This is a genomic window from Marinobacter nauticus (genome assembly GCF_003634635.1).
GTDB lineage: Bacteria > Pseudomonadota > Gammaproteobacteria > Pseudomonadales > Oleiphilaceae > Marinobacter > Marinobacter nauticus.
This window is the reverse complement of sequence record NZ_RBJB01000007.1, coordinates 22,893-40,147: the sequence shown is the minus strand read 5'-3', so window position 1 is coordinate 40,147 and position 17,255 is coordinate 22,893. Positions and strand designations below refer to the sequence as shown.

Sequence of the window (17,255 nt, the reverse complement as noted above, 5' to 3'; positions counted from 1 at the left end):
ACAAAAAGGCCGATGCGAAGGGACTGGTTACCGATAACAACAACACCGTGGTCCTTGGGCCTGCTACTCGTCACCACCCTGCTACTGATTCAGGCGACTGAGCTGCCGAGTCGAATCAATGACTGGATGTATGACAGGGCGATCACAACCTGGCCAGCGCCCATGGATGATTCGGTGGCCATCATTGCCATTGACGAGTTCAGCCTGGAACAGGTTGGCCGATGGCCCTGGGACCGAAGTCTGCATGCCTCGCTGATCGACACCTTGCGGCAAGCGGGCGCAGAAACCATTGTACTCGACATCCTGTTTCCGGAAGCCGGGCCGGGCGATGAGGAACTGGCTAGCGCCATGGCCCGCCATGGCAACGTTGTTCTACCAGCCTATCTTACCGCTCCAACCCGGGAACGGCTGATCAGTGAACAACTCCCCACACCCAGCCTGGCAGGTGCCGCAGGGGCAATCGGGCATGCCCATATCGAGCTGGACACAGATGGCGTCGCCCGCGGGCTCTATCTGTACAACGGCCTTGCCGGCCGATTATGGCCGACCCTGTCACTCGCCGCTCACCTGCCAATATCGAATCAGATGCAGGCGCAATTGCCGAACTACATCAACGTCCGGGAGGATTATCGGCTGGTGCCCCTGGCAGGCGGGGCCGGCACCTTACCCACCTACTCCTACGCGAGCGTGCTGAGCCACCCGCCCTCACCGCAGGAGTTTGCCGGCAAAACCGTTCTGGTCGGCGCTACCGCTGCGGGGTTTGGCGACATACTGCCAACGCCGTTTTCCGGTCTGAGCCGACCAATGTCCGGGGTGGAATTCCATGCCAATGTCTATTCCGCGAGTAAGCAGAATATACTGATCGTGCCGGCGGAGCCCTGGGTAGCACCCGCACTGAACCTGCTCGTGCTGTTGTTGTTAGCTCTGCTTCTTCCTCGCCTGCGCCCTGCTGCCACCTTGCTGGCATGTGCAACCATTGCCGCAGGACTGGTAGCCGGTTATGTATTGCTGCTAATTGGGGCCCGGGTTCAGCTGTCCGTAGCCAACGCCCTGATTCTGCCGATGGCCGCGATGCCCATTGCCAGTGCACTCCGGCTTGCCATGACCAATCGCTTTCTCAACCGGCAACTGGACGAGATGACCAGAACGCCGCGGCTATCCCTCCCTGAACCTTCGAACCGGCATCCTCACCAACTGCTGATGCACTTGCGTGCGCTGTTCCACCCACCCGGATGGCTGCTGGCAGCAGAGGATGACCTGTTGGAAGTACAGGAAATGACCCTTGCCCAGGCCCCACCCACGGAAACGGCAGGACGGTGGGAACACCAGCAGAACCAAAGCTGGATAACGCTGATTCGTGGCGGCACCAGCTACCTGCTCGGCCTGACACTGCCGAACGACCTCAGTCGGGAGGTCATCCAGCGCTATCTGAACCAGCTGGAGCTGGAGCCCCATGCAGACAGTGAACGCCAGAAGGGGCCCCGGGAAAACATTTCGGCCCGGATCGAGAAAGTGCGCATTGCCACCCAGAAGCTGGCAGAAATGCAGGCGTTTATTCGCCACAGCTTCGAGCACATGCCCGATGGCATCATCGTGACCGATGAATTAGGCGTTATACGGTTTACCAACCGTCACATTGAAGACTGGTTTTGCGAGCCTATGCCAAGCCTCAGCGGCATGCCCCTGGCCACCCTCCTTGATGGCCACGACCCCCGGGACTTGCCGCCCTGGTTCGAAACCATTTCAGAGGCGCTGACCCTGAGACAAAGCCGAACCGTAGACCTGACATTGAACGGTAAAGATTTTCTCATCCACCTGGCACCTTTTGCCCTGCAAAACAGTCGCCAGTTTGGCATTATTGCCAACATCTCAGACATCTCCGAACTCCGGGAGCAGCAACGGCAGCATCGTGAGGCGATCGACTTCATCTCACACGATGTTCGCTCACCTCTGGTCTCTCAGCTGGCCCTGATTGAACAACTGAAACGGGATCCCAGCCATATTGACGCCAACCAACTCGACCAGTTGGGGCGGCTGGCGCGGCGTAGCTATCATCTGGCCGAAGAGTTTGTGCAGCTGGCTCGCGCCGAGCAACTGACCGAAACCCGGTTCTACGAATGCGAATTTCTGGCGATTGTTGAGAACGCTCGGGACAGTGTGTGCGAGCAGGCCCAGGAAAAAGGCATTTCGATCGTGCTGAACGGTACCGAAGACCTCTGGCTGAAAGGCAACGCCGAACTTCTGGAACGGGCCGTCATCAACCTTTTGACCAACGCCGTGCAATATAGCCCCCCGGACTCTGCAGTCAGCGTTCACGTCTATCAGGCAGCGCATCTGGCCTGTCTGGCCATATCAGACGAGGGCTATGGCATTGATCCGGAGGAACTGCCTTTACTGTTCGACCGCTATCATCGACAGAAGCGCAGCGAGATAGCCGGAGCGCATGGCACCGGCCTGGGGCTTTCGTTCGTTAAAACGGTGGTGGAGAAACACCGAGGGGAGATCAACGTCGACTCACGGCCGGGCGAAGGCACCACTTTCACTCTGAAACTACCAATCGCAGACCCAATGTTCTGAACCGGTATGCCTGCTCAGGACTGGATGGTCTTGCTGACCGGCTCAGAAGGCTCACTCAGAAGACCGGCAGTGTCCTGAACCTGGATGGTGAAATACCAGGTACCCGCATCAAGATTATCGACCACATAGGACATCTCTGCCTCACCACTGGCACCATCTACGGTGATCTCTCTGGACAGATCATTAGCATCCTGCCCGTAACGAATCACGTATCTGTCCAGCTCTCCCATCGCGATCGACTCACCGTTTACACGAGTCATAGGCGCAGACCAGCTCAATACAGCAGAGCGCTCTGCAACCGGCTGAGCACTGCCAACACTACTTCCGGTATTGGGTAGGCTGCCAGATTGAGTCGCGGATTCACTACCCCCGGAACCACCGCCGCCGCACCCCGCGAGCACCATCCCTACCAACAACGCGGCAATCCATGCCCTTGACATATAAATGACGCGTTTCACGGTTATTCACCACCATATTTCCGTCGATTTTGTGAAATTCTATAAAACCGACGCCGATGATGATGCGATAAATGTCATTTTTATAGATAAAAAATCGTCATTTTTCCGTCACCATAATGCAAGACGGAAATCGAAAGGAATTGAGGGGACACCGGCACATCGCAGAGAAGCGGAAACAAAAAAGGCAGACCAGTAAAACTGGCCTGCCTTGCAAGAAACAAGGCCAGAACAAAACACTGGCCCCGGAAACGAGAAAAGCCAGCAAAAGCTGGCTTTTCTGGATTGGTAGCGGGGGCTGGATTCGAACCAACGACCTTCGGGTTATGAGCCCGACGAGCTACCAGACTGCTCCACCCCGCATCAAACTGTTTGTTAACTGGGTTGCCCCTGTCAACGTGGCGCGTATACTACCGCCGACCCCGCACCCTGTCAATCGATATTTTCAAATAAATCGGCAGGATAGTTCAACTCCTGAACAGGCGCGGACGAACCTCCATAAACCCCGACGGCATCCAGCGCCATTTTTACCGGCCGAAAGGATCGGCGATGCTCCGGGGTCACCCCAAGGCGATTGAGCGCCTCGAGATGCACAGGCGTGGGGTACCCTTTGTGCTGGGAGAGCCCAAAACCCGGAAACCGGACATCCAACGCCTCCATCTCGCGATCTCGCGTCACCTTTGCCAGGATAGAGGCAGCACTGATCGCCTCAACCCGACTATCACCTTTGATCACGGGCTCGGATGGCCACTGCCACTTCGGGCAACGGTTCCCGTCCACAAGAACGTACTCCGGGGCTATCGAGAGCCCTTCAACGGCACGCTTCATGGCCAGCATTGTCGCCTGATAGATATTCAGCTCGTCGATTTCACTGGCCTCGCATCGGCCCAGGCTCCAGGCAGCCGCGTTTTCCAGAATATCGTCATATAATCGCAGGCGTTTCTTTTCGGTAAGCTTTTTGGAATCCGCCAGCCCGGGGATAGGCCGCGCTGGATCAAGAATCACAGCGGCCGTCACAACCGCTCCGATGAGCGGGCCGCGCCCCACTTCATCCACACCGGCCAGCAGCGAGCCGCGATAGGAACATTCAAAAGGAGGTAATGCCTTGGCCGCCATCAGCTTCGAGACTCCAGCAGCTCAGACACCGCTGCCGCCGCACGTTCGTCGGCGCCCTGGCGCAGCGCCTGGTGCAACTCCAGAAACGCCTGATGCAGCCTGTCGCGCTCCTGTTCGTTTTCCAGCCTTTCCAGAACCGCCGCCCCCAACTTCTCCGGCGTTGCGTCGTCCTGTAACAACTCGGGCACCAGTTGCTCCTGGGCCAGCAAATTAGGAAGCGCCACCCAGGGAACCTTGACCAATCTGGACAGTATCTTGTAACTGAAATCGCTGAGCCGGTAACCTACCACCATCGGTTTTTTCAGTAACATCGCCTCCAGTGTCGCGGTACCCGACGCCAGCAGCACCACATCGCTGGCAGCCATCACCTCCCTCGACCGACCACGAACCAGCGTGACCGGCAAGCTCACCTCCAGGGATTCAACCAGCTCACGCACCTGCCGCTCACGATCCCGATTGACGCAGGGAATAACCAGCTGCAGATCCGGGCGACGTGCCTGGAGCCAACGGGACGCTTCGAGAAACAGAGTGCCGAGGCGCTCAACCTCACCACCCCGACTACCCGGCAACACCGCCAGCACAGGTTTATCCACCTCAAGACCGAGGCTCTCACGCGCAGCCAGAGTATCCGGTTCCAGCTCTATCCTGTCAGCCAGGGGGTGCCCCACAAACGACACGGGCACATGATGCTCCTCATAAAACCGGGCCTCAAAGGGGAACAACGTCAGCATAAGGTCCACAGACTTGGCAATCTTGAAGATACGCTTCTGGCGCCAGGCCCAAACCGAAGGACTTACGTAGTGTACCGAGGGGATGCCTGCTTCCCGGCACCGACGTTCGATGGCCAACGTAAAATCCGGTGAATCGATTCCAATCACAACATCCGGAGGGGTAGTAAACAGATAATCCAGCAAGCGCGCACGGATACTGAACAGCTCACGGATCCGGCCAAGCACTTCCACCAGCCCCATCACGGAAAGCCGTTCCATTGGCACCAGCGAGTGAAACCCCTCAGCGATCATTTCATCACCGCCGATTCCGACAAAACGAGCCTTCGGGTAACGCTTTCTTAGCGCACGAATCAGTCCGGCACCGAGAATATCTCCCGATGCCTCGCCGGCAATGATGGCGATGGTTCGCCCTGAGAATGTGGCCGAATTGGCCTTTAGCTGTGTCACCAGCGGCCTCCGGCTGGCTTAACGGATGATGCCGCGATCCGCTCCCTTGAGCGAGTCAATCAGCGGGAGAACCTCAGGGACATCGGCAAAGTTGCGCTCAAGCTCTTCGATGGCCTGCTCGGTCGTCAGACCCTGGCGGTAGACCACCTTGTAGGCTCTGCGGAGACTCAGGAGCGTATCCTTGGCAAAACCACGACGCTTCAGCCCTTCCACATTCATTCCATGAGGTTGGGCAGACTGGCCGCTGGCCATGACATAGGCGGGAATATCCTTGAGCACGATACTGCCCCCGGCAGCCATGCTGTGGGGCCCGATATGGCAGAACTGATGCACCATGGTACCGCCGCCCAGAATGGCATGATCTCCTACCGATACATGCCCTGCCAGCGTGGCACAGTTGGCCAGAATGGTATGGTCGCCGACAATACAGTCGTGGGCCACGTGCACATAAGCCATCAGCAAATTACCATTACCGATCCTGGTCTCACCCCGGTCCTGAATGGTGCCACGATGAATAGTGCAATTCTCGCGGATAACATTGTCATCACCAATGACCAGCGTGGTCGGCTCACCAGCGTATTTCTTGTCCTGGCATTCTTCGCCGATGCTGGAGAACTGGAAGATTCGGTTGTTGCGGCCAATCACCGTCGGCCCCTTGATGACCACGTGAGAGAGAATCTCGGTACCTTCACCAATCTCCACCCCCGGACCAATATAGCTCCAGGGGCCAACCGTCACGTTATCCGCCAGTTTGGCTGACGGGTCCACAATCGCTTGAGGATGGACACCCGACCAGTCATTTGTCGCCATCAAACTTCTCTCTCAGCGGTAAGTATTTCTGCCACGCACACTACCTCGCCATCTACGAGGGCACGGCAATCAAACTTCCAGATACCGCGCTTGCCAGAGATAAACTCAGACTCCATATCCAAGCGATCACCCGGTAAAACGGGGCGCTTGAAACGCGCTTTACTGGATCCAGCCAGATATTGTACCACGCCGTCCGACGGTTTCCGTTCCACAGTCACAAAACCAAGAATCCCCGACAGTTGCGCCATGGCTTCAATAATCAGGACACCCGGCATAATCGGATTGTCCGGAAAGTGACCGGTAAAAAAGGGCTCATTGAACGATACATTCTTGTACCCCTTGATCGACTTCCCTTTTTCGACCTCAGTCACCCGATCCACCAGCAAAAAGGGGTAACGGTGCGGCAGGTACTCCAGAATTTCATCGATGTGCATCATCTTGATCGGCCTCAGCCCTCTAATTTCTTTTCCAGTTCTTTGATCCGTCGCGCGAGAGCATCCAGTTGACGAAAACGGACGGCATTTTTCCGCCATTGGCGATTGGTATCCGCACTGGTGCCGGAGGAGTAGACCCCCGATTCACGAATATCACCGGTTACCAGGGTCATGCCGGTGAGGTGAACCTGGTCGGCTATTTCAAGGTGACCAGCCACGCCAGAGGCGCCACCAAACACGCAGTGATTGCCAATCCGGGTGCTACCTGCAATTCCGACTTTCGCCGCCATTGCGCTGTGATCACCAATCTGTACGTTGTGGGCAATCTGAATCAGGTTGTCCAGCTTTACGCCGTTGCCTATTGTGGTGTCGTCCAGGGCGCCACGGTCTATGGTGGTATTGGCGCCAACCTCCACGTCATCGCCCAGCACCACGGCACCAAGCTGCGCGATGCGGTGCCAGACGCCTTTTTCGTTGGCAAAGCCGAAGCCGTCGGAACCAACCACCGCACCACTGAGAATGTGACAGCGCTTACCGACTACCACATCATGTGCAAGCGTGACCCGGGGCCGAAGGATACTGTCGTCCCCGATACTCGCTCTCGCACCGACAAAACCACCTGCACCGATCGCTACGCGCTCACCAATACAAACCCCGGCCTCAATCACAACATGCGGGCCTATGGATGCAGATTCAGGAATATTGGCAGACTCATCAACCACGGCAGTTGGATGAATGCCCGGGGAAGCCTTGGGAGCCGGATCAAACCAATGACTGAGGTGAGCATAGCCCAGGTAGGGATTGTCCAGTAACAGGACATTGGTCGGAACATCATCCGCCGCAGCCGAGGACACAATCACCGCTGACGCCCGGGTATCTTTCAGGTATTTGGCATAGGAGGGATTTGCCAGAAAACTGATCTGGCCCGGAACCGCCGCCTGCAAGGTGGCAAGCCCGGTAATACGGATATCGGGGTCTCCCCGGAGGCTCGCTCCCAATGCCTCGGCAATCTCCTGCAGCCGATAGGACTTCTGTGTCATCGTTTTCTCCAAACACAGGGGCCGGGGAGCCCCTTTCTACATCACTGGTTCAGTTTTTCAAGCAGTTGTGTGGTCAGATTCATCTCCGGCTTAACGTAAACCACCGCTTCGCTGGGCAGAATCAGATCAAGGTCATTTTCTTCCAGGAGTTCCTTCACAGCGGCGTCCACCTCAGGGCGCGCACCTTCCAGAAACTGCTGCTTGCGCTGGTTAACGGTGGCGTCGAGGCGCTGCTTGAGGAAATTAAACTCCTTTACCTTTTCCTGAAACTCGGCGGCCAACTGATTACGCTCGCTCTCGTTCATCATGGCGCCGTCCTTCTCCAGCCGATCCTTTAACTTGCGAGCGGCCTCCTGAGCTTCACGCACCTGGGCTTCGTCGCCGGCAAAATCCTGCTGGAGTTTTTCGCTGAAGGCCTGGGCATCATTGGAAGAGAACAGGGCCTGGCGCAGATCCACCACACCAATACGGGTCTCCGCCGCCACCTGGGCCGAGAAGGCCATGAGAGCGGCGGCAAGGATAATCATCAAACGGGTCATCAATCTTCTCCTTTGTTTCATTCTTTCTTTTTTTATAGCCCGGTCAGAACGTCTGCCCCAGTGAGAACTGGAAGACCTGGGTATCGTCACCGGATTTATCGTTCAGCGGCTTGGCCAGACTGAAAGCCAAGGGACCTACCGCGGTGATCCACTGGAAACTGATACCGGCTGAAGTCCGTACCTCACCCAACTCAGGGTCAAAACCTCTTTCGGTATCAAACACCTGACCGGCATCGACAAAGAACGACGTGCGCATCGAACGCGAATCTCCTGCAAAAGGCGTCGGGAAGATCAACTCCAGCCCGCCTTCTGTCAGAACGTTACCACCGAACGGATCGGGATCCGAGAAGTCGCCTGCTGCACGCTCCGCCTTGTTACCCAAAGAGTTTGCTTCATATCCCCGAACAGAGCCATAGCCCCCGGAATAGAAATGCTCGAAGAACGGCATCTGACTGCGGTCACCGTAGCCGTCCCCATACCCGATCTCCGATCGCGCTCTGAAGACCCAGTTGGCCGAATCCGTCAGCGGGAAATAGAAATCCGTTTTGTGGGTCGCCTTGTAGAAGGTCAGGTCACTGCCTGGAACAGCGACATCCAGCGACAGGGAATGACTGTAACCCTTGGTTGGCAGTACACCTCGGTTGAGAGTACTCCGCCGCCAGCTACCAAACAGGAAGTAATTGGTGAACGAATCCCCTTCGTCGGCGATAAAATCGCGAACTTCCTGGGCTGAGAATACACCCGGCTTAATGTTTGATTGGGTAACGCCAGCACCGAAATTCAACCGCGTAATGGAATCTGTCGGATACCCGAACGTTACCCGGCCACCGTACTCATCGAGCAGGTAAGAGGAAATGTCTTCTTCCTCGTAATCGGTTTCACGGGCAAATAAACTGAAGCCCCGGCTTACCCCATCCACCGTGTAGTATGGATCCAGGTAGGAAACGTTGGCGCTCTTTACCGAATCGCTGAAGTTCACACCAAACGAGACACGCTTGCCGGTACCGAAGAAATTATTCTCGGACACAGACGCGCCCAGAATCACGCCCGAGTTTTGCGAGAAACCCACCGATGCGGACAAGCTGCCCGTTGGTTGTTCCTGCACGCTGTAGTTCACATCGACCAGGTCATCGGTGCCGGGTACCGGGACCGTTTCAACATCAACAGTCTGGAAGTAACCCAGGCGCTCAAGACGGGTCTTGGAGAACTCGATGCGATCGGACGAGGCTACCCCGCCCTCCATCTGGGTCATCTCCTGGCGCAGCACCTCATCCTTAGTGGACACGTTGCCGTCGAAGTTCACCCGGCGTACATAGGCCCGCTTGCCGGGCTCCACGAAGAAGGTAACCGCAGCTGTATTGTCTTCACCCGGCTCCGGTACCGCATTGACGTTGGCAAACGCATAGCCTTCGCGGCCGAGCCGGAACGAGAGCGCTTCGGAAATCGCCGTCATCTGTGCACGGGAGAATACATCGCCTTCTTTAACCGGAATGAATTTCCGTAGCTCTTCCTCACCGACAATCAGCTCACCGCGCAAGCGAATGTCGGAGATGGTGTATTGGGGGCCTTCATTAACGGCGATGGCGATAAAGACTTCCTGCTTGTCCGGCGAGATGGACACCTGGCTGGATTCAACGTTGAAGTCCAGATAGCCGCGATCAAGATAAAACGAACGCAGAGACTCCAGATCCCCGCTCAGACGTTCCCGGGCGTATTTATCTTTGTTGGTCAGCGAGTTCCACCAGCTACTGGTACGCAACTCGAAGAGGCCGATGAGTTCTTCATCACTGAAATCTTCGTTCCCAACAATATTGATGTGCTGAATGGCAGCGACAGAACCCTCGTTGATGTCCAGGCGAATGGCAACACGGTTCCTGGGTAACTCTTCCGCGGTGGCTTTTACTCTTGCGTTGTAGCGGCCCTGGGCGATGTAGGAGCGAAGGATCTCCAGTTCCAGTTTCTCCAGGGTAGCACGCCGAAATACCTGACCTTCCTCCAGGCCCGCACCGGCCAGGGCATCCATCAGCATCTCGGTTTCGATATTCTTGTTACCCTCGATCTCAATGGAGGAAATCGACGGGCGTTCACGCACCGACAGAATCAGCACGCCTTCATCACGACTGGCCTGAATATCCGTAAACAATCCGGTCCGGAACAGATCCTTGATGGCCTCGGCCAACCGGGTCTCGTCCATACGCTCGCCGATGTTCACCGGAAAAGCCGAAAACACAGAACCCGCTGAAACCCGCTGAAGGCCCTCTACCTCGATATCCGCAACCGTGAATTCATCCGCCAGCGCTGGCTTTATACCGGTTGCGGTAATTGCTAGGCCAACGGCTACAGCTAGAAGGGAACGTCTCATTCAGTTATTTCGCCTGGTTAATGTGCGGTAAGGAGCCCGCAATTCTCACAACCGCATCAGGTCGTTGTAAAGAGCAAACACCATTAAAGTCAGTATCAAAGCCATACCGATTCGTAATCCAAAGGCCTGGGCCTGCTCGGAAAGTGGCTTCCGGCGAATGGCTTCGATGGTGTAGTACACAATGTGCCCACCATCCAGAACCGGAACGGGGAGCAGGTTAAGCACGCCAAGACTGACACTCAGATACGCCAGAAAGCGCACAAAGTCTTCGAACCCCGAGCTGACACTCGCCTCGGCAACCCGGGCAATGGTAATCGGTCCACTGAGATTGGTCGGAGACAGCAGCCCGGTGACCATCTTTTTAATCGCCACCAGTGTCAGGCGGGTGTCGGCCCAGGTTTCATTCACAGCATTCGGTATCGCCGCCAACGGCCCGTAGCGGACCTCCCGCAACAGTTCATCAGGCCAGTTCACTGCGCTTACGCCGGCACCTACGAAACCAACGACCTGACCATCCTCAAGCGTTCTCGAAGCAGGTGTTACCGGAACATTCAATTCATCGCCAGAGCGCTCGATGGTCAGTTCCAGAGTCTGTTCCGGGGCATTCCGAATATGCTCCACCAGAGCGAACCAGTCCGGTACCGGCTCGCCATCAACAGCCAATATGCGGTCACCGCCTTGCAGCCCGGCCGCATTTGCCCGACCATCGGCAGTCACCTCACCCAGCACCGCGGGCACATCCGGACGCCAGGGGGATATCCCGAATTCCGCCAGCGGGTTCGGAGTATCATCACTCAGGCGCCAGCCGTCCAATGGACCCGCCACAGTGCCCCTGGAATCATCCCGGGAAATCTCCAGCGAAACCTGACCGTACTCCCCCGCCCTCTCGAGCAGCCGCATGTTCAGGTCTCGCCAGGAGGTCACCCTATGGCCATCAACGGCATGGATTTCCATCCCGCTTTCCAGCCCTGCCCGTTCGGCAACGCTGCCCTGAGCCACCTCGCCAACCACTGGAGCGACGGTGGTAACGCCAACAACACTCAACACCCAGTAAGCGAGAATCGCGAACAGAAAATTGGCAATTGGCCCGGCAGCCGCAATGGCGATGCGCTGGGAAGGAGGTTTCGAGGTAAACGCCTGCTCACGCAGCTCTTCCGGTACCGGCCCTTCCCGCTCATCCAGCATTTTCACGTATCCCCCCAGGGGGATAGCCGCTACCGCATATTCGGTTCCGTGACGGTCATACCACGAAAACAACGGCTTGCCGAACCCCACGGAAAAACGAAGCACCTTCACACCGAATCGGCGTGCCACCCAGAAATGCCCGTATTCGTGCAGCGTTACCAGAATTCCGAGGGTAAGCGCCAGTGCCAGTACGGTTTGAATGATCTGCATAGACGTTCCGGTTTATGGCTGAATGAGCGGCCTGTCAGGCCCAGGGACGTCAGACAGCCAGCAGGCTGATCTGTTCCCTGGCCCGGCGGCGAGCCTCGGCATCTTTCGCGAAAATAGTGTCAAAGCTGTCCGCCGGCACAACGTCTGTGGCCGTCAGGGTTCGCTCTATAATAACGGGGATATCGGCAAAGCACAGCCGGCCTTCCAGAAACGCCGCCACTGCGACCTCGTTCGCAGCATTGAGTACCGCTGGCGCTGTACCGCCTGCAGCAAAGGCTTCGGCCGCAAGGCGCAAACAGGGGAAACGCTGCAAATCTGGGCGCTCAAAGTGAAAACGGCCAATGGCGAACAAATCCAGGGGCGCAACACCAGCCTCGATACGCTCAGGCCAGGCCAGGCCATTGGCAATGGGTGTACGCATATCCGGGCTTCCCAACTGGGCAAGCACCGAGCCGTCGGCATATTCAACCATGGAGTGAATGATGCTTTCGGGGTGGACATGAACCTGCACGTTTGCCGGCGTGGTATTGAACAGCCAGCAGGCTTCAATCAACTCCAGGCCCTTGTTCATCAGGGTTGCAGAGTCCACAGAAATCTTCTGGCCCATTGACCAGTTAGGATGGGCGCAGGCCTGGGCCGGCGTCACCGCCCGCAGGTCCTCAGCCGCAGACTCCCGGAAAGGTCCGCCGGAGGCGGTCAGAAGGATACGGGTAATACCCGCGCCATGAGGGTCTCGCACCTTGTCCGCCGGCATACACTGAAAAATGGCATTATGCTCGGAGTCAATGGGCAGCAGCTCGGCCCCGTGGCGCTCAACCGCGTCCATAAACAGTTTGCCGGACATCACCAACGCTTCTTTGTTGGCAAGAAGAACGCGTTTGCCGGCCCGGACTGCGGCCAGCGTTGGCGCCAGGCCGGCAGCGCCGACAATGGCAGCCATCACGGTGTCCAACTCCGCTGAAGCCGCCACCTCACAGAGCCCCGTTTCTCCCGCCAGCACTCGGGTCTCGGGCATATCCGCCAACAGCGCCTTCAGGCGTTCAGCAGCCTCTGAATCGGCCATCACCGCAACGGCCGGTCGAAATTCACGGCACAGGGTTGCTAATTCATCCGCCCGGGTTCCTGCGGTCAGGGCATACACTGAAAAGCGGTCCGGATGCCTGCGAATAACATCCAGGGTACTCAAGCCGATGGAGCCGGTTGCGCCAAGAACCGTAATCGAGCGTTTCGTCATGCCACGACCTGGCCGGCGGTCAACCAGCCCAACAGAGTAATCATCAGGGCAAATACAGGAATGGCCGCAGTGAGGCTGTCGATACGATCCATAATGCCGCCATGCCCGGGCAGCAGCTGACTGCTGTCCTTGATGCCTCGAAAGCGCTTCAGCATACTTTCAAGTAAATCGCCAAGAACCGAGACAAAACCGGTCACCAGACTTGCCACCACCAGCAGCATGGCTTCCGCGACACCTGCGCTGGCCAGAAGGCTGGCCAAAATGGCGAGCAAGGCCACGGCAGCCAATCCCCCCCAGACGCCAGCCCAGGATTTGCCGGGACTGACGCGGGGTGCCAGCTTGGCTTTACCAAAGGCACGGCCGGCAAAATAGGCGCCGATATCAGCCACCCACACCACCAGAAAAATATACAGAATAACCACCAGATTATTGGCCACGTCGCCAAACTGGAAGCCGCCATTGCGAAGGTGATTCAGGCCCACCCACGCGGGCACCAGCACCATGAACCCCATCAGCGCCCTGACCGGGATAGCGCCCCAGCGCTCGGAGCCGGCCGGGTACCGCCTGACCAGCCAGAAACAGACCAACCACCAGACAATCGCCAGCCAAAGCACCAACAGTGCTGGTACGTCACGCAAGGCATAGAGAAGTGCCGCCATAACCAGTGCATACCCGACGCGTCCGGGCTGGCTTTCGATTCCGGACATATTGGCCCATTCCCAGGCCCCTAACGTGATGATGGCGCCGGTAAACAGGGCGAACCCCAGAGGCGGAAGGAAAAAAATACCACCGATTGCAATCGGCGCCAGGATGAGTGCGGTAATGATTCGGGTTTTAAGCACGGTATTGGTCGCTTGGTCGTTATTGTTGTGCAGCGCGAGCAGCAATCTGGTCGTCGGTCTGACCGAAACGGCGCTGTCGATGGGCATAGGCATCAAGCGCCTTGAGCATTTGCTCGCTCTTGAAATCCGGCCAGAATACCTCGGAAAAGTAGAACTCGGTGTAGGCCAGGTGCCATAACAGGAAATTGCTGATGCGCTGTTCGCCTGCTGTCCGGATAAGGAGATCCGGCATGGGAAGATCACCGATACTCAGGTGCTCCTGGATCAGGTCATCGGTGATATCTGACGGTTCCAGCTGGCCCGCCTTCACTTGCTCCGCCACCTTACGGGTCGCCTGGGTGATGTCCCAGTGGCCACCGTAATTGGCCGCAATCACCACCGTCATACGGGTATTGTCACGGGTCAGCGCCTCGGCTTTCTCCATGTGCTCCTGGAGCGCCGGATTGAAGGCTGAACGATCACCGATAATCCGTAGGCGGATATTGTTGCGATGCAGTTTGCGGACTTCCCGCTCCAATGCGATCAGGAACAGACGCATAAGAGCTGATACTTCGTCCTTGGGCCGGCGCCAGTTCTCGCTGGAAAAGGCAAACAGGGTCAATACCTCCACGCCCTCTTTGGCGCAGGTTTCCACCACCGCCTTGACCGCATCCACCCCGGCCTTGTGGCCCGCCACTCCCTTAAGCCGGTGCGCTTTGGCCCAGCGGTTATTGCCATCCATGATAATGGCGACATGCCGGGGGCAGTTATCTGCTGCCACCGGAATTTCTGCGGTAACTTTTGCCGTCATGAAATCCTCTGTGCGGCGGGACTCCCCCGCCGCTGATCCTGCTCCTGAATGAACCCGGGCGCTTAAACCGCCATCAGGTCCTCTTCCTTCGACTTCAACATCTTTTCAACTTCGGCGATGTATTTGTCGGTGAGCTTCTGAATTTCATCTTCGCCACGGTGCTGATCGTCTTCGCTGATTTCCTTTTCCTTAACCAGCTCTTTGATCATGTGATTGGCATCGCGACGAGCGTTACGAATAGACACCCGACCATGCTCCGCATCCGCCTTTGCCTGCTTGACCATTTCTTTACGGGTCTCTTCGGTCAGCATCGGCATGGGCACGCGGATGATGTCGCCACTGGTGGCCGGATTCAGGCCAAGGTCAGACGTCATGATCGCCTTTTCAATCGTGGGCACCAGATTCTTTTCCCAGGGCGCAACGGTCAACGTCCGGTTATCTTCCACGTTCACGCTGGCCACCTGCTTCAGCGGTGTTTCCTGACCGTAGTAGTTCACCATTACGCTGTCCAGGATCGCCGGATGGGCACGTCCGGTACGGATTTTATTGAAAGCCGAGTGCAGAGCTTCCAGGCTCTTTTTCATTTTCTTTTCGGCTTCAGCTTTGATGTCGTTAATCACGTCAGCTTCCTCAATTCGTTCGTCTGGTTCCATGCAGGAAGCCGGCACTTCAGGCGCCGGCAGCCTTATTCATTCAATCAGTGTGCCTTCCCGTTCCCCGGTCACAATGCGCGTCAGCACACCGGGGCGGTTCATGTCGAAGACCCGCAGCGGCATGCCGTGATCCCGCGCCAGGCAGATGGCCGTGAGATCCATCACGCCCAGCTTCTTGTCCAGAACCTCATCATAGGTCAGGTGGTCGTATTTTACTGCGGTAGGATCAAGATGGGGATCGGCCGAGTAAACGCCATCCACCTTGGTTGCCTTCAGAACAGCGTCAGCTTCAATTTCAATGCCACGCAGACAGGCCGCGGAGTCCGTGGTGAAGAACGGGTTGCCGGTACCCGCACTGAAGATAACCACATCACCTTCCTTGAGATCCCGCACCGCACGGCGACGGTCATAATGCTCGACAATACCGCTCATGGGGATAGCAGACATCACGCGGGTACGGATGTTCGAGCGCTCCAGCGCATCACGCATGGCCAGGCCGTTCATGACCGTGGCCAGCATCCCCATGTGGTCTCCGGTCACGCGATCAAGGCCTGCCGCATTGAGGGCTGCACCGCGAAACAGGTTGCCACCGCCAATGACGAGCCCCACTTGAACACCAATGCCAATAAGGGCACCGATTTCCAGGGCCATACGATCAAGAACTTTGGGATCAATACCGAAATCGTGCTCTCCCATCAGGGCTTCGCCACTGAGCTTGAGCAGAACACGCTTGTATCTGGGCTGGTTTTTCGAAGATGTCGGCATGGTGGTCCCCTTCTCGTCTGTTGGCTATCCGGCGCAAACCCGTTGCAGGCTTGTATCTGACATACTCCTCAAAAAAGGGGTATCTCAGATACAAGCCCGCCACGAAAGCCGGGCGAACCCGGCTGACGTGGCAGACTCAGGTGGCACTGCCATATTGCACGGCAGTGCCTCGAAGAGGAATCAGGCCTTGCCTGTGCCAGCGGCAGCAGCCACTTCAGCAGCAAAATCCACTTCTTCTTTCTCGATGCCTTCACCCACTTCCAGGCGAATGAAACCAACCAGGTCGCCACCGGCCGACTTGATCAGGTCACCCACTTTCTGGTCCGGGTTCTTGACGAACGGCTGCTCAACCAGGCTGTTTTCAGCCAGGAACTTCTTGATGCGGCCACCCATCATCTTTTCAACGATCTCAGCAGGCTTGCCTTCCATATCCGGCTGGGCCTTGATGATCTCTTTCTCTTTTTCCAGCTCTTCAGCCGGCATGTCGTCAGGCTTGCCAACGCGCGGGTTAACAGCAGCAACGTGCATGGCGATATCGCGAGCCAGCTCTTCGTTACCTGCAGTCAGGGCAACAACGGAAGCGATCTTGTTGTTGCTGTGCACGTAACCACCCACAACCGGGCCCTCAACCTTGATGATGCGACGAACGGTGATGTTTTCACCGATCTTCTGAACCAGCGCCTCACGCTTGGCTTCCAGGTCGCCTTCCATCAGCTTGGCAACGTCAGTTTCGCCCTTCTCGAAGGCAACATTCAGAACGTCGTTGGCGAAGTTCATGAAGTTGTCGTCGCGAGCAACGAAGTCAGTTTCGGAGTTCACTTCCAGAATGAAGGCCACGGTGTTGTCGCCAGACACCTTGACCAGAGACACGCCTTCAGCGGCAGTACGGCCGGCCTTCTTGGCGGCTTTCAGACCGGAAGACTTGCGCAGCTCTTCAATCGCAGTTTCAACATTGCCTTCAGCTTCAACCAGTGCTTTTTTGCACTCCATCATGCCAAGGCCAGTACGCTCACGCAGCTCTTTGACCATTGCAGCGGTAATTGCAGCCATGTTCAATCCTCTTGT

16 protein-coding genes and 1 tRNA gene are annotated in these 17,255 nt (G+C 57.0%); 1 reads left to right on the top strand and 16 read right to left on the bottom strand.

What is annotated here, in order from left to right; translation table 11 throughout:
• Nucleotides 1–12: 12 nt before the first annotated feature.
• Complete coding sequence (locus tag C7436_RS17735) at nucleotides 13–2,577, top strand: CHASE2 domain-containing protein (RefSeq protein WP_121208632.1); 2,565 nt, start codon at nucleotides 13–15, stop codon at nucleotides 2,575–2,577.
• 14 nt (nucleotides 2,578–2,591) lie between these two features.
• Here C7436_RS17735 and C7436_RS17730 read toward each other — a convergent pair whose 3' ends face one another.
• The 16 genes from C7436_RS17730 to tsf form a co-directional block, all read right to left on the bottom strand.
• Nucleotides 2,592–2,981 (bottom strand): fibronectin type III domain-containing protein, encoded by a 390-nt coding sequence (locus tag C7436_RS17730; RefSeq protein WP_223268861.1) that lies wholly within the window; start codon nucleotides 2,979–2,981, stop codon nucleotides 2,592–2,594.
• 337 nt (nucleotides 2,982–3,318) lie between these two features.
• Nucleotides 3,319–3,395, bottom strand: a tRNA-Met gene (locus tag C7436_RS17725).
• A gap of 69 nt (nucleotides 3,396–3,464) precedes the next feature.
• Complete coding sequence (rnhB, locus tag C7436_RS17720) at nucleotides 3,465–4,148, bottom strand: ribonuclease HII (protein WP_121208630.1); 684 nt, start codon at nucleotides 4,146–4,148, stop codon at nucleotides 3,465–3,467.
• Nucleotides 4,148–5,326, bottom strand: coding sequence for a lipid-A-disaccharide synthase (gene lpxB, locus C7436_RS17715; RefSeq protein ID WP_121208629.1), 1,179 nt, complete (start codon nucleotides 5,324–5,326; stop codon nucleotides 4,148–4,150). Before lpxB ends, rnhB begins: the two co-directional genes overlap by 1 nt.
• Nucleotides 5,327–5,344: 18 nt before the next feature.
• Nucleotides 5,345–6,136: an acyl-ACP--UDP-N-acetylglucosamine O-acyltransferase gene (gene lpxA, locus C7436_RS17710; RefSeq protein ID WP_121208628.1), complete on the bottom strand. Its 792-nt coding sequence runs from the start codon at nucleotides 6,134–6,136 to the stop codon at nucleotides 5,345–5,347.
• The gene (fabZ, locus tag C7436_RS17705; protein ID WP_011785996.1) at nucleotides 6,136–6,573 is read right to left on the bottom strand and encodes a 3-hydroxyacyl-ACP dehydratase FabZ; all 438 of its coding nucleotides are present in this window, start codon (nucleotides 6,571–6,573) and stop codon (nucleotides 6,136–6,138) included. Before fabZ ends, lpxA begins: the two co-directional genes overlap by 1 nt.
• 11 nt (nucleotides 6,574–6,584) lie before the next feature.
• Nucleotides 6,585–7,610 (bottom strand): UDP-3-O-(3-hydroxymyristoyl)glucosamine N-acyltransferase, encoded by a 1,026-nt coding sequence (gene lpxD, locus C7436_RS17700; RefSeq protein WP_121208627.1) that lies wholly within the window; start codon nucleotides 7,608–7,610, stop codon nucleotides 6,585–6,587.
• A gap of 41 nt (nucleotides 7,611–7,651) precedes the next feature.
• A complete protein-coding gene (locus C7436_RS17695) occupies nucleotides 7,652–8,149 on the bottom strand; it encodes an OmpH/Skp family outer membrane protein (protein ID WP_011785998.1) in 498 nt (165 codons plus the stop codon).
• 43 nt (nucleotides 8,150–8,192) lie between these two features.
• Nucleotides 8,193–10,511 (bottom strand): outer membrane protein assembly factor BamA, encoded by a 2,319-nt coding sequence (gene bamA / locus C7436_RS17690; RefSeq protein ID WP_121208626.1) that lies wholly within the window; start codon nucleotides 10,509–10,511, stop codon nucleotides 8,193–8,195.
• A 45-nt stretch (nucleotides 10,512–10,556) separates the two neighbouring features.
• Complete coding sequence (rseP, locus tag C7436_RS17685) at nucleotides 10,557–11,906, bottom strand: RIP metalloprotease RseP (protein WP_121208625.1); 1,350 nt, start codon at nucleotides 11,904–11,906, stop codon at nucleotides 10,557–10,559.
• A gap of 49 nt (nucleotides 11,907–11,955) precedes the next feature.
• The gene (ispC, locus tag C7436_RS17680; protein WP_121208624.1) at nucleotides 11,956–13,140 is read right to left on the bottom strand and encodes a 1-deoxy-D-xylulose-5-phosphate reductoisomerase; all 1,185 of its coding nucleotides are present in this window, start codon (nucleotides 13,138–13,140) and stop codon (nucleotides 11,956–11,958) included.
• Nucleotides 13,137–13,982: a phosphatidate cytidylyltransferase gene (locus C7436_RS17675; RefSeq protein WP_121208664.1), complete on the bottom strand. Its 846-nt coding sequence runs from the start codon at nucleotides 13,980–13,982 to the stop codon at nucleotides 13,137–13,139. Before C7436_RS17675 ends, ispC begins: the two co-directional genes overlap by 4 nt.
• Nucleotides 13,983–14,001: 19 nt before the next feature.
• Complete coding sequence (uppS, locus tag C7436_RS17670) at nucleotides 14,002–14,772, bottom strand: polyprenyl diphosphate synthase (RefSeq protein WP_023011000.1); 771 nt, start codon at nucleotides 14,770–14,772, stop codon at nucleotides 14,002–14,004.
• Nucleotides 14,773–14,834: 62 nt separating this feature from the next.
• Nucleotides 14,835–15,392 carry a ribosome recycling factor gene (gene frr / locus C7436_RS17665; RefSeq protein WP_031210096.1) on the bottom strand — a complete coding sequence of 186 codons (558 nt, stop codon included), beginning with the start codon at nucleotides 15,390–15,392 and terminating at the stop codon, nucleotides 14,835–14,837.
• 69 nt (nucleotides 15,393–15,461) lie between these two features.
• A complete protein-coding gene (pyrH, locus tag C7436_RS17660) occupies nucleotides 15,462–16,190 on the bottom strand; it encodes a UMP kinase (protein WP_011786005.1) in 729 nt (242 codons plus the stop codon).
• Nucleotides 16,191–16,370: 180 nt separating this feature from the next.
• Nucleotides 16,371–17,240 carry a translation elongation factor Ts gene (tsf, locus tag C7436_RS17655; protein ID WP_121208623.1) on the bottom strand — a complete coding sequence of 290 codons (870 nt, stop codon included), beginning with the start codon at nucleotides 17,238–17,240 and terminating at the stop codon, nucleotides 16,371–16,373.
• Nucleotides 17,241–17,255 lie beyond the last annotated feature (15 nt).

Excerpts from the sequence above, each read along its gene's own strand:
- C7436_RS17735 (WP_121208632.1), top strand. The coding sequence starts at position 13 with ATGCGAAGGGACTGGTTACCGATAACAACAACACCGTGGTCCTTGGGC.
- C7436_RS17730 (WP_223268861.1), bottom strand. The coding sequence starts at position 2,981 with ATGGTGCTCGCGGGGTGCGGCGGCGGTGGTTCCGGGGGTAGTGAATCC.
- rnhB (WP_121208630.1), bottom strand. The coding sequence starts at position 4,148 with ATGGCGGCCAAGGCATTACCTCCTTTTGAATGTTCCTATCGCGGCTCG.
- lpxA (WP_121208628.1), bottom strand. The coding sequence starts at position 6,136 with ATGGCGACAAATGACTGGTCGGGTGTCCATCCTCAAGCGATTGTGGAC.
- fabZ (WP_011785996.1), bottom strand. The coding sequence starts at position 6,573 with ATGATGCACATCGATGAAATTCTGGAGTACCTGCCGCACCGTTACCCC.
- lpxD (WP_121208627.1), bottom strand. The coding sequence starts at position 7,610 with ATGACACAGAAGTCCTATCGGCTGCAGGAGATTGCCGAGGCATTGGGA.
- C7436_RS17695 (WP_011785998.1), bottom strand. The coding sequence starts at position 8,149 with ATGACCCGTTTGATGATTATCCTTGCCGCCGCTCTCATGGCCTTCTCG.
- bamA (WP_121208626.1), bottom strand. The coding sequence starts at position 10,511 with ATGAGACGTTCCCTTCTAGCTGTAGCCGTTGGCCTAGCAATTACCGCA.
- rseP (WP_121208625.1), bottom strand. The coding sequence starts at position 11,906 with ATGCAGATCATTCAAACCGTACTGGCACTGGCGCTTACCCTCGGAATT.
- ispC (WP_121208624.1), bottom strand. The coding sequence starts at position 13,140 with ATGACGAAACGCTCGATTACGGTTCTTGGCGCAACCGGCTCCATCGGC.
- uppS (WP_023011000.1), bottom strand. The coding sequence starts at position 14,772 with ATGACGGCAAAAGTTACCGCAGAAATTCCGGTGGCAGCAGATAACTGC.
- pyrH (WP_011786005.1), bottom strand. The coding sequence starts at position 16,190 with ATGCCGACATCTTCGAAAAACCAGCCCAGATACAAGCGTGTTCTGCTC.
- tsf (WP_121208623.1), bottom strand. The coding sequence starts at position 17,240 with ATGGCTGCAATTACCGCTGCAATGGTCAAAGAGCTGCGTGAGCGTACT.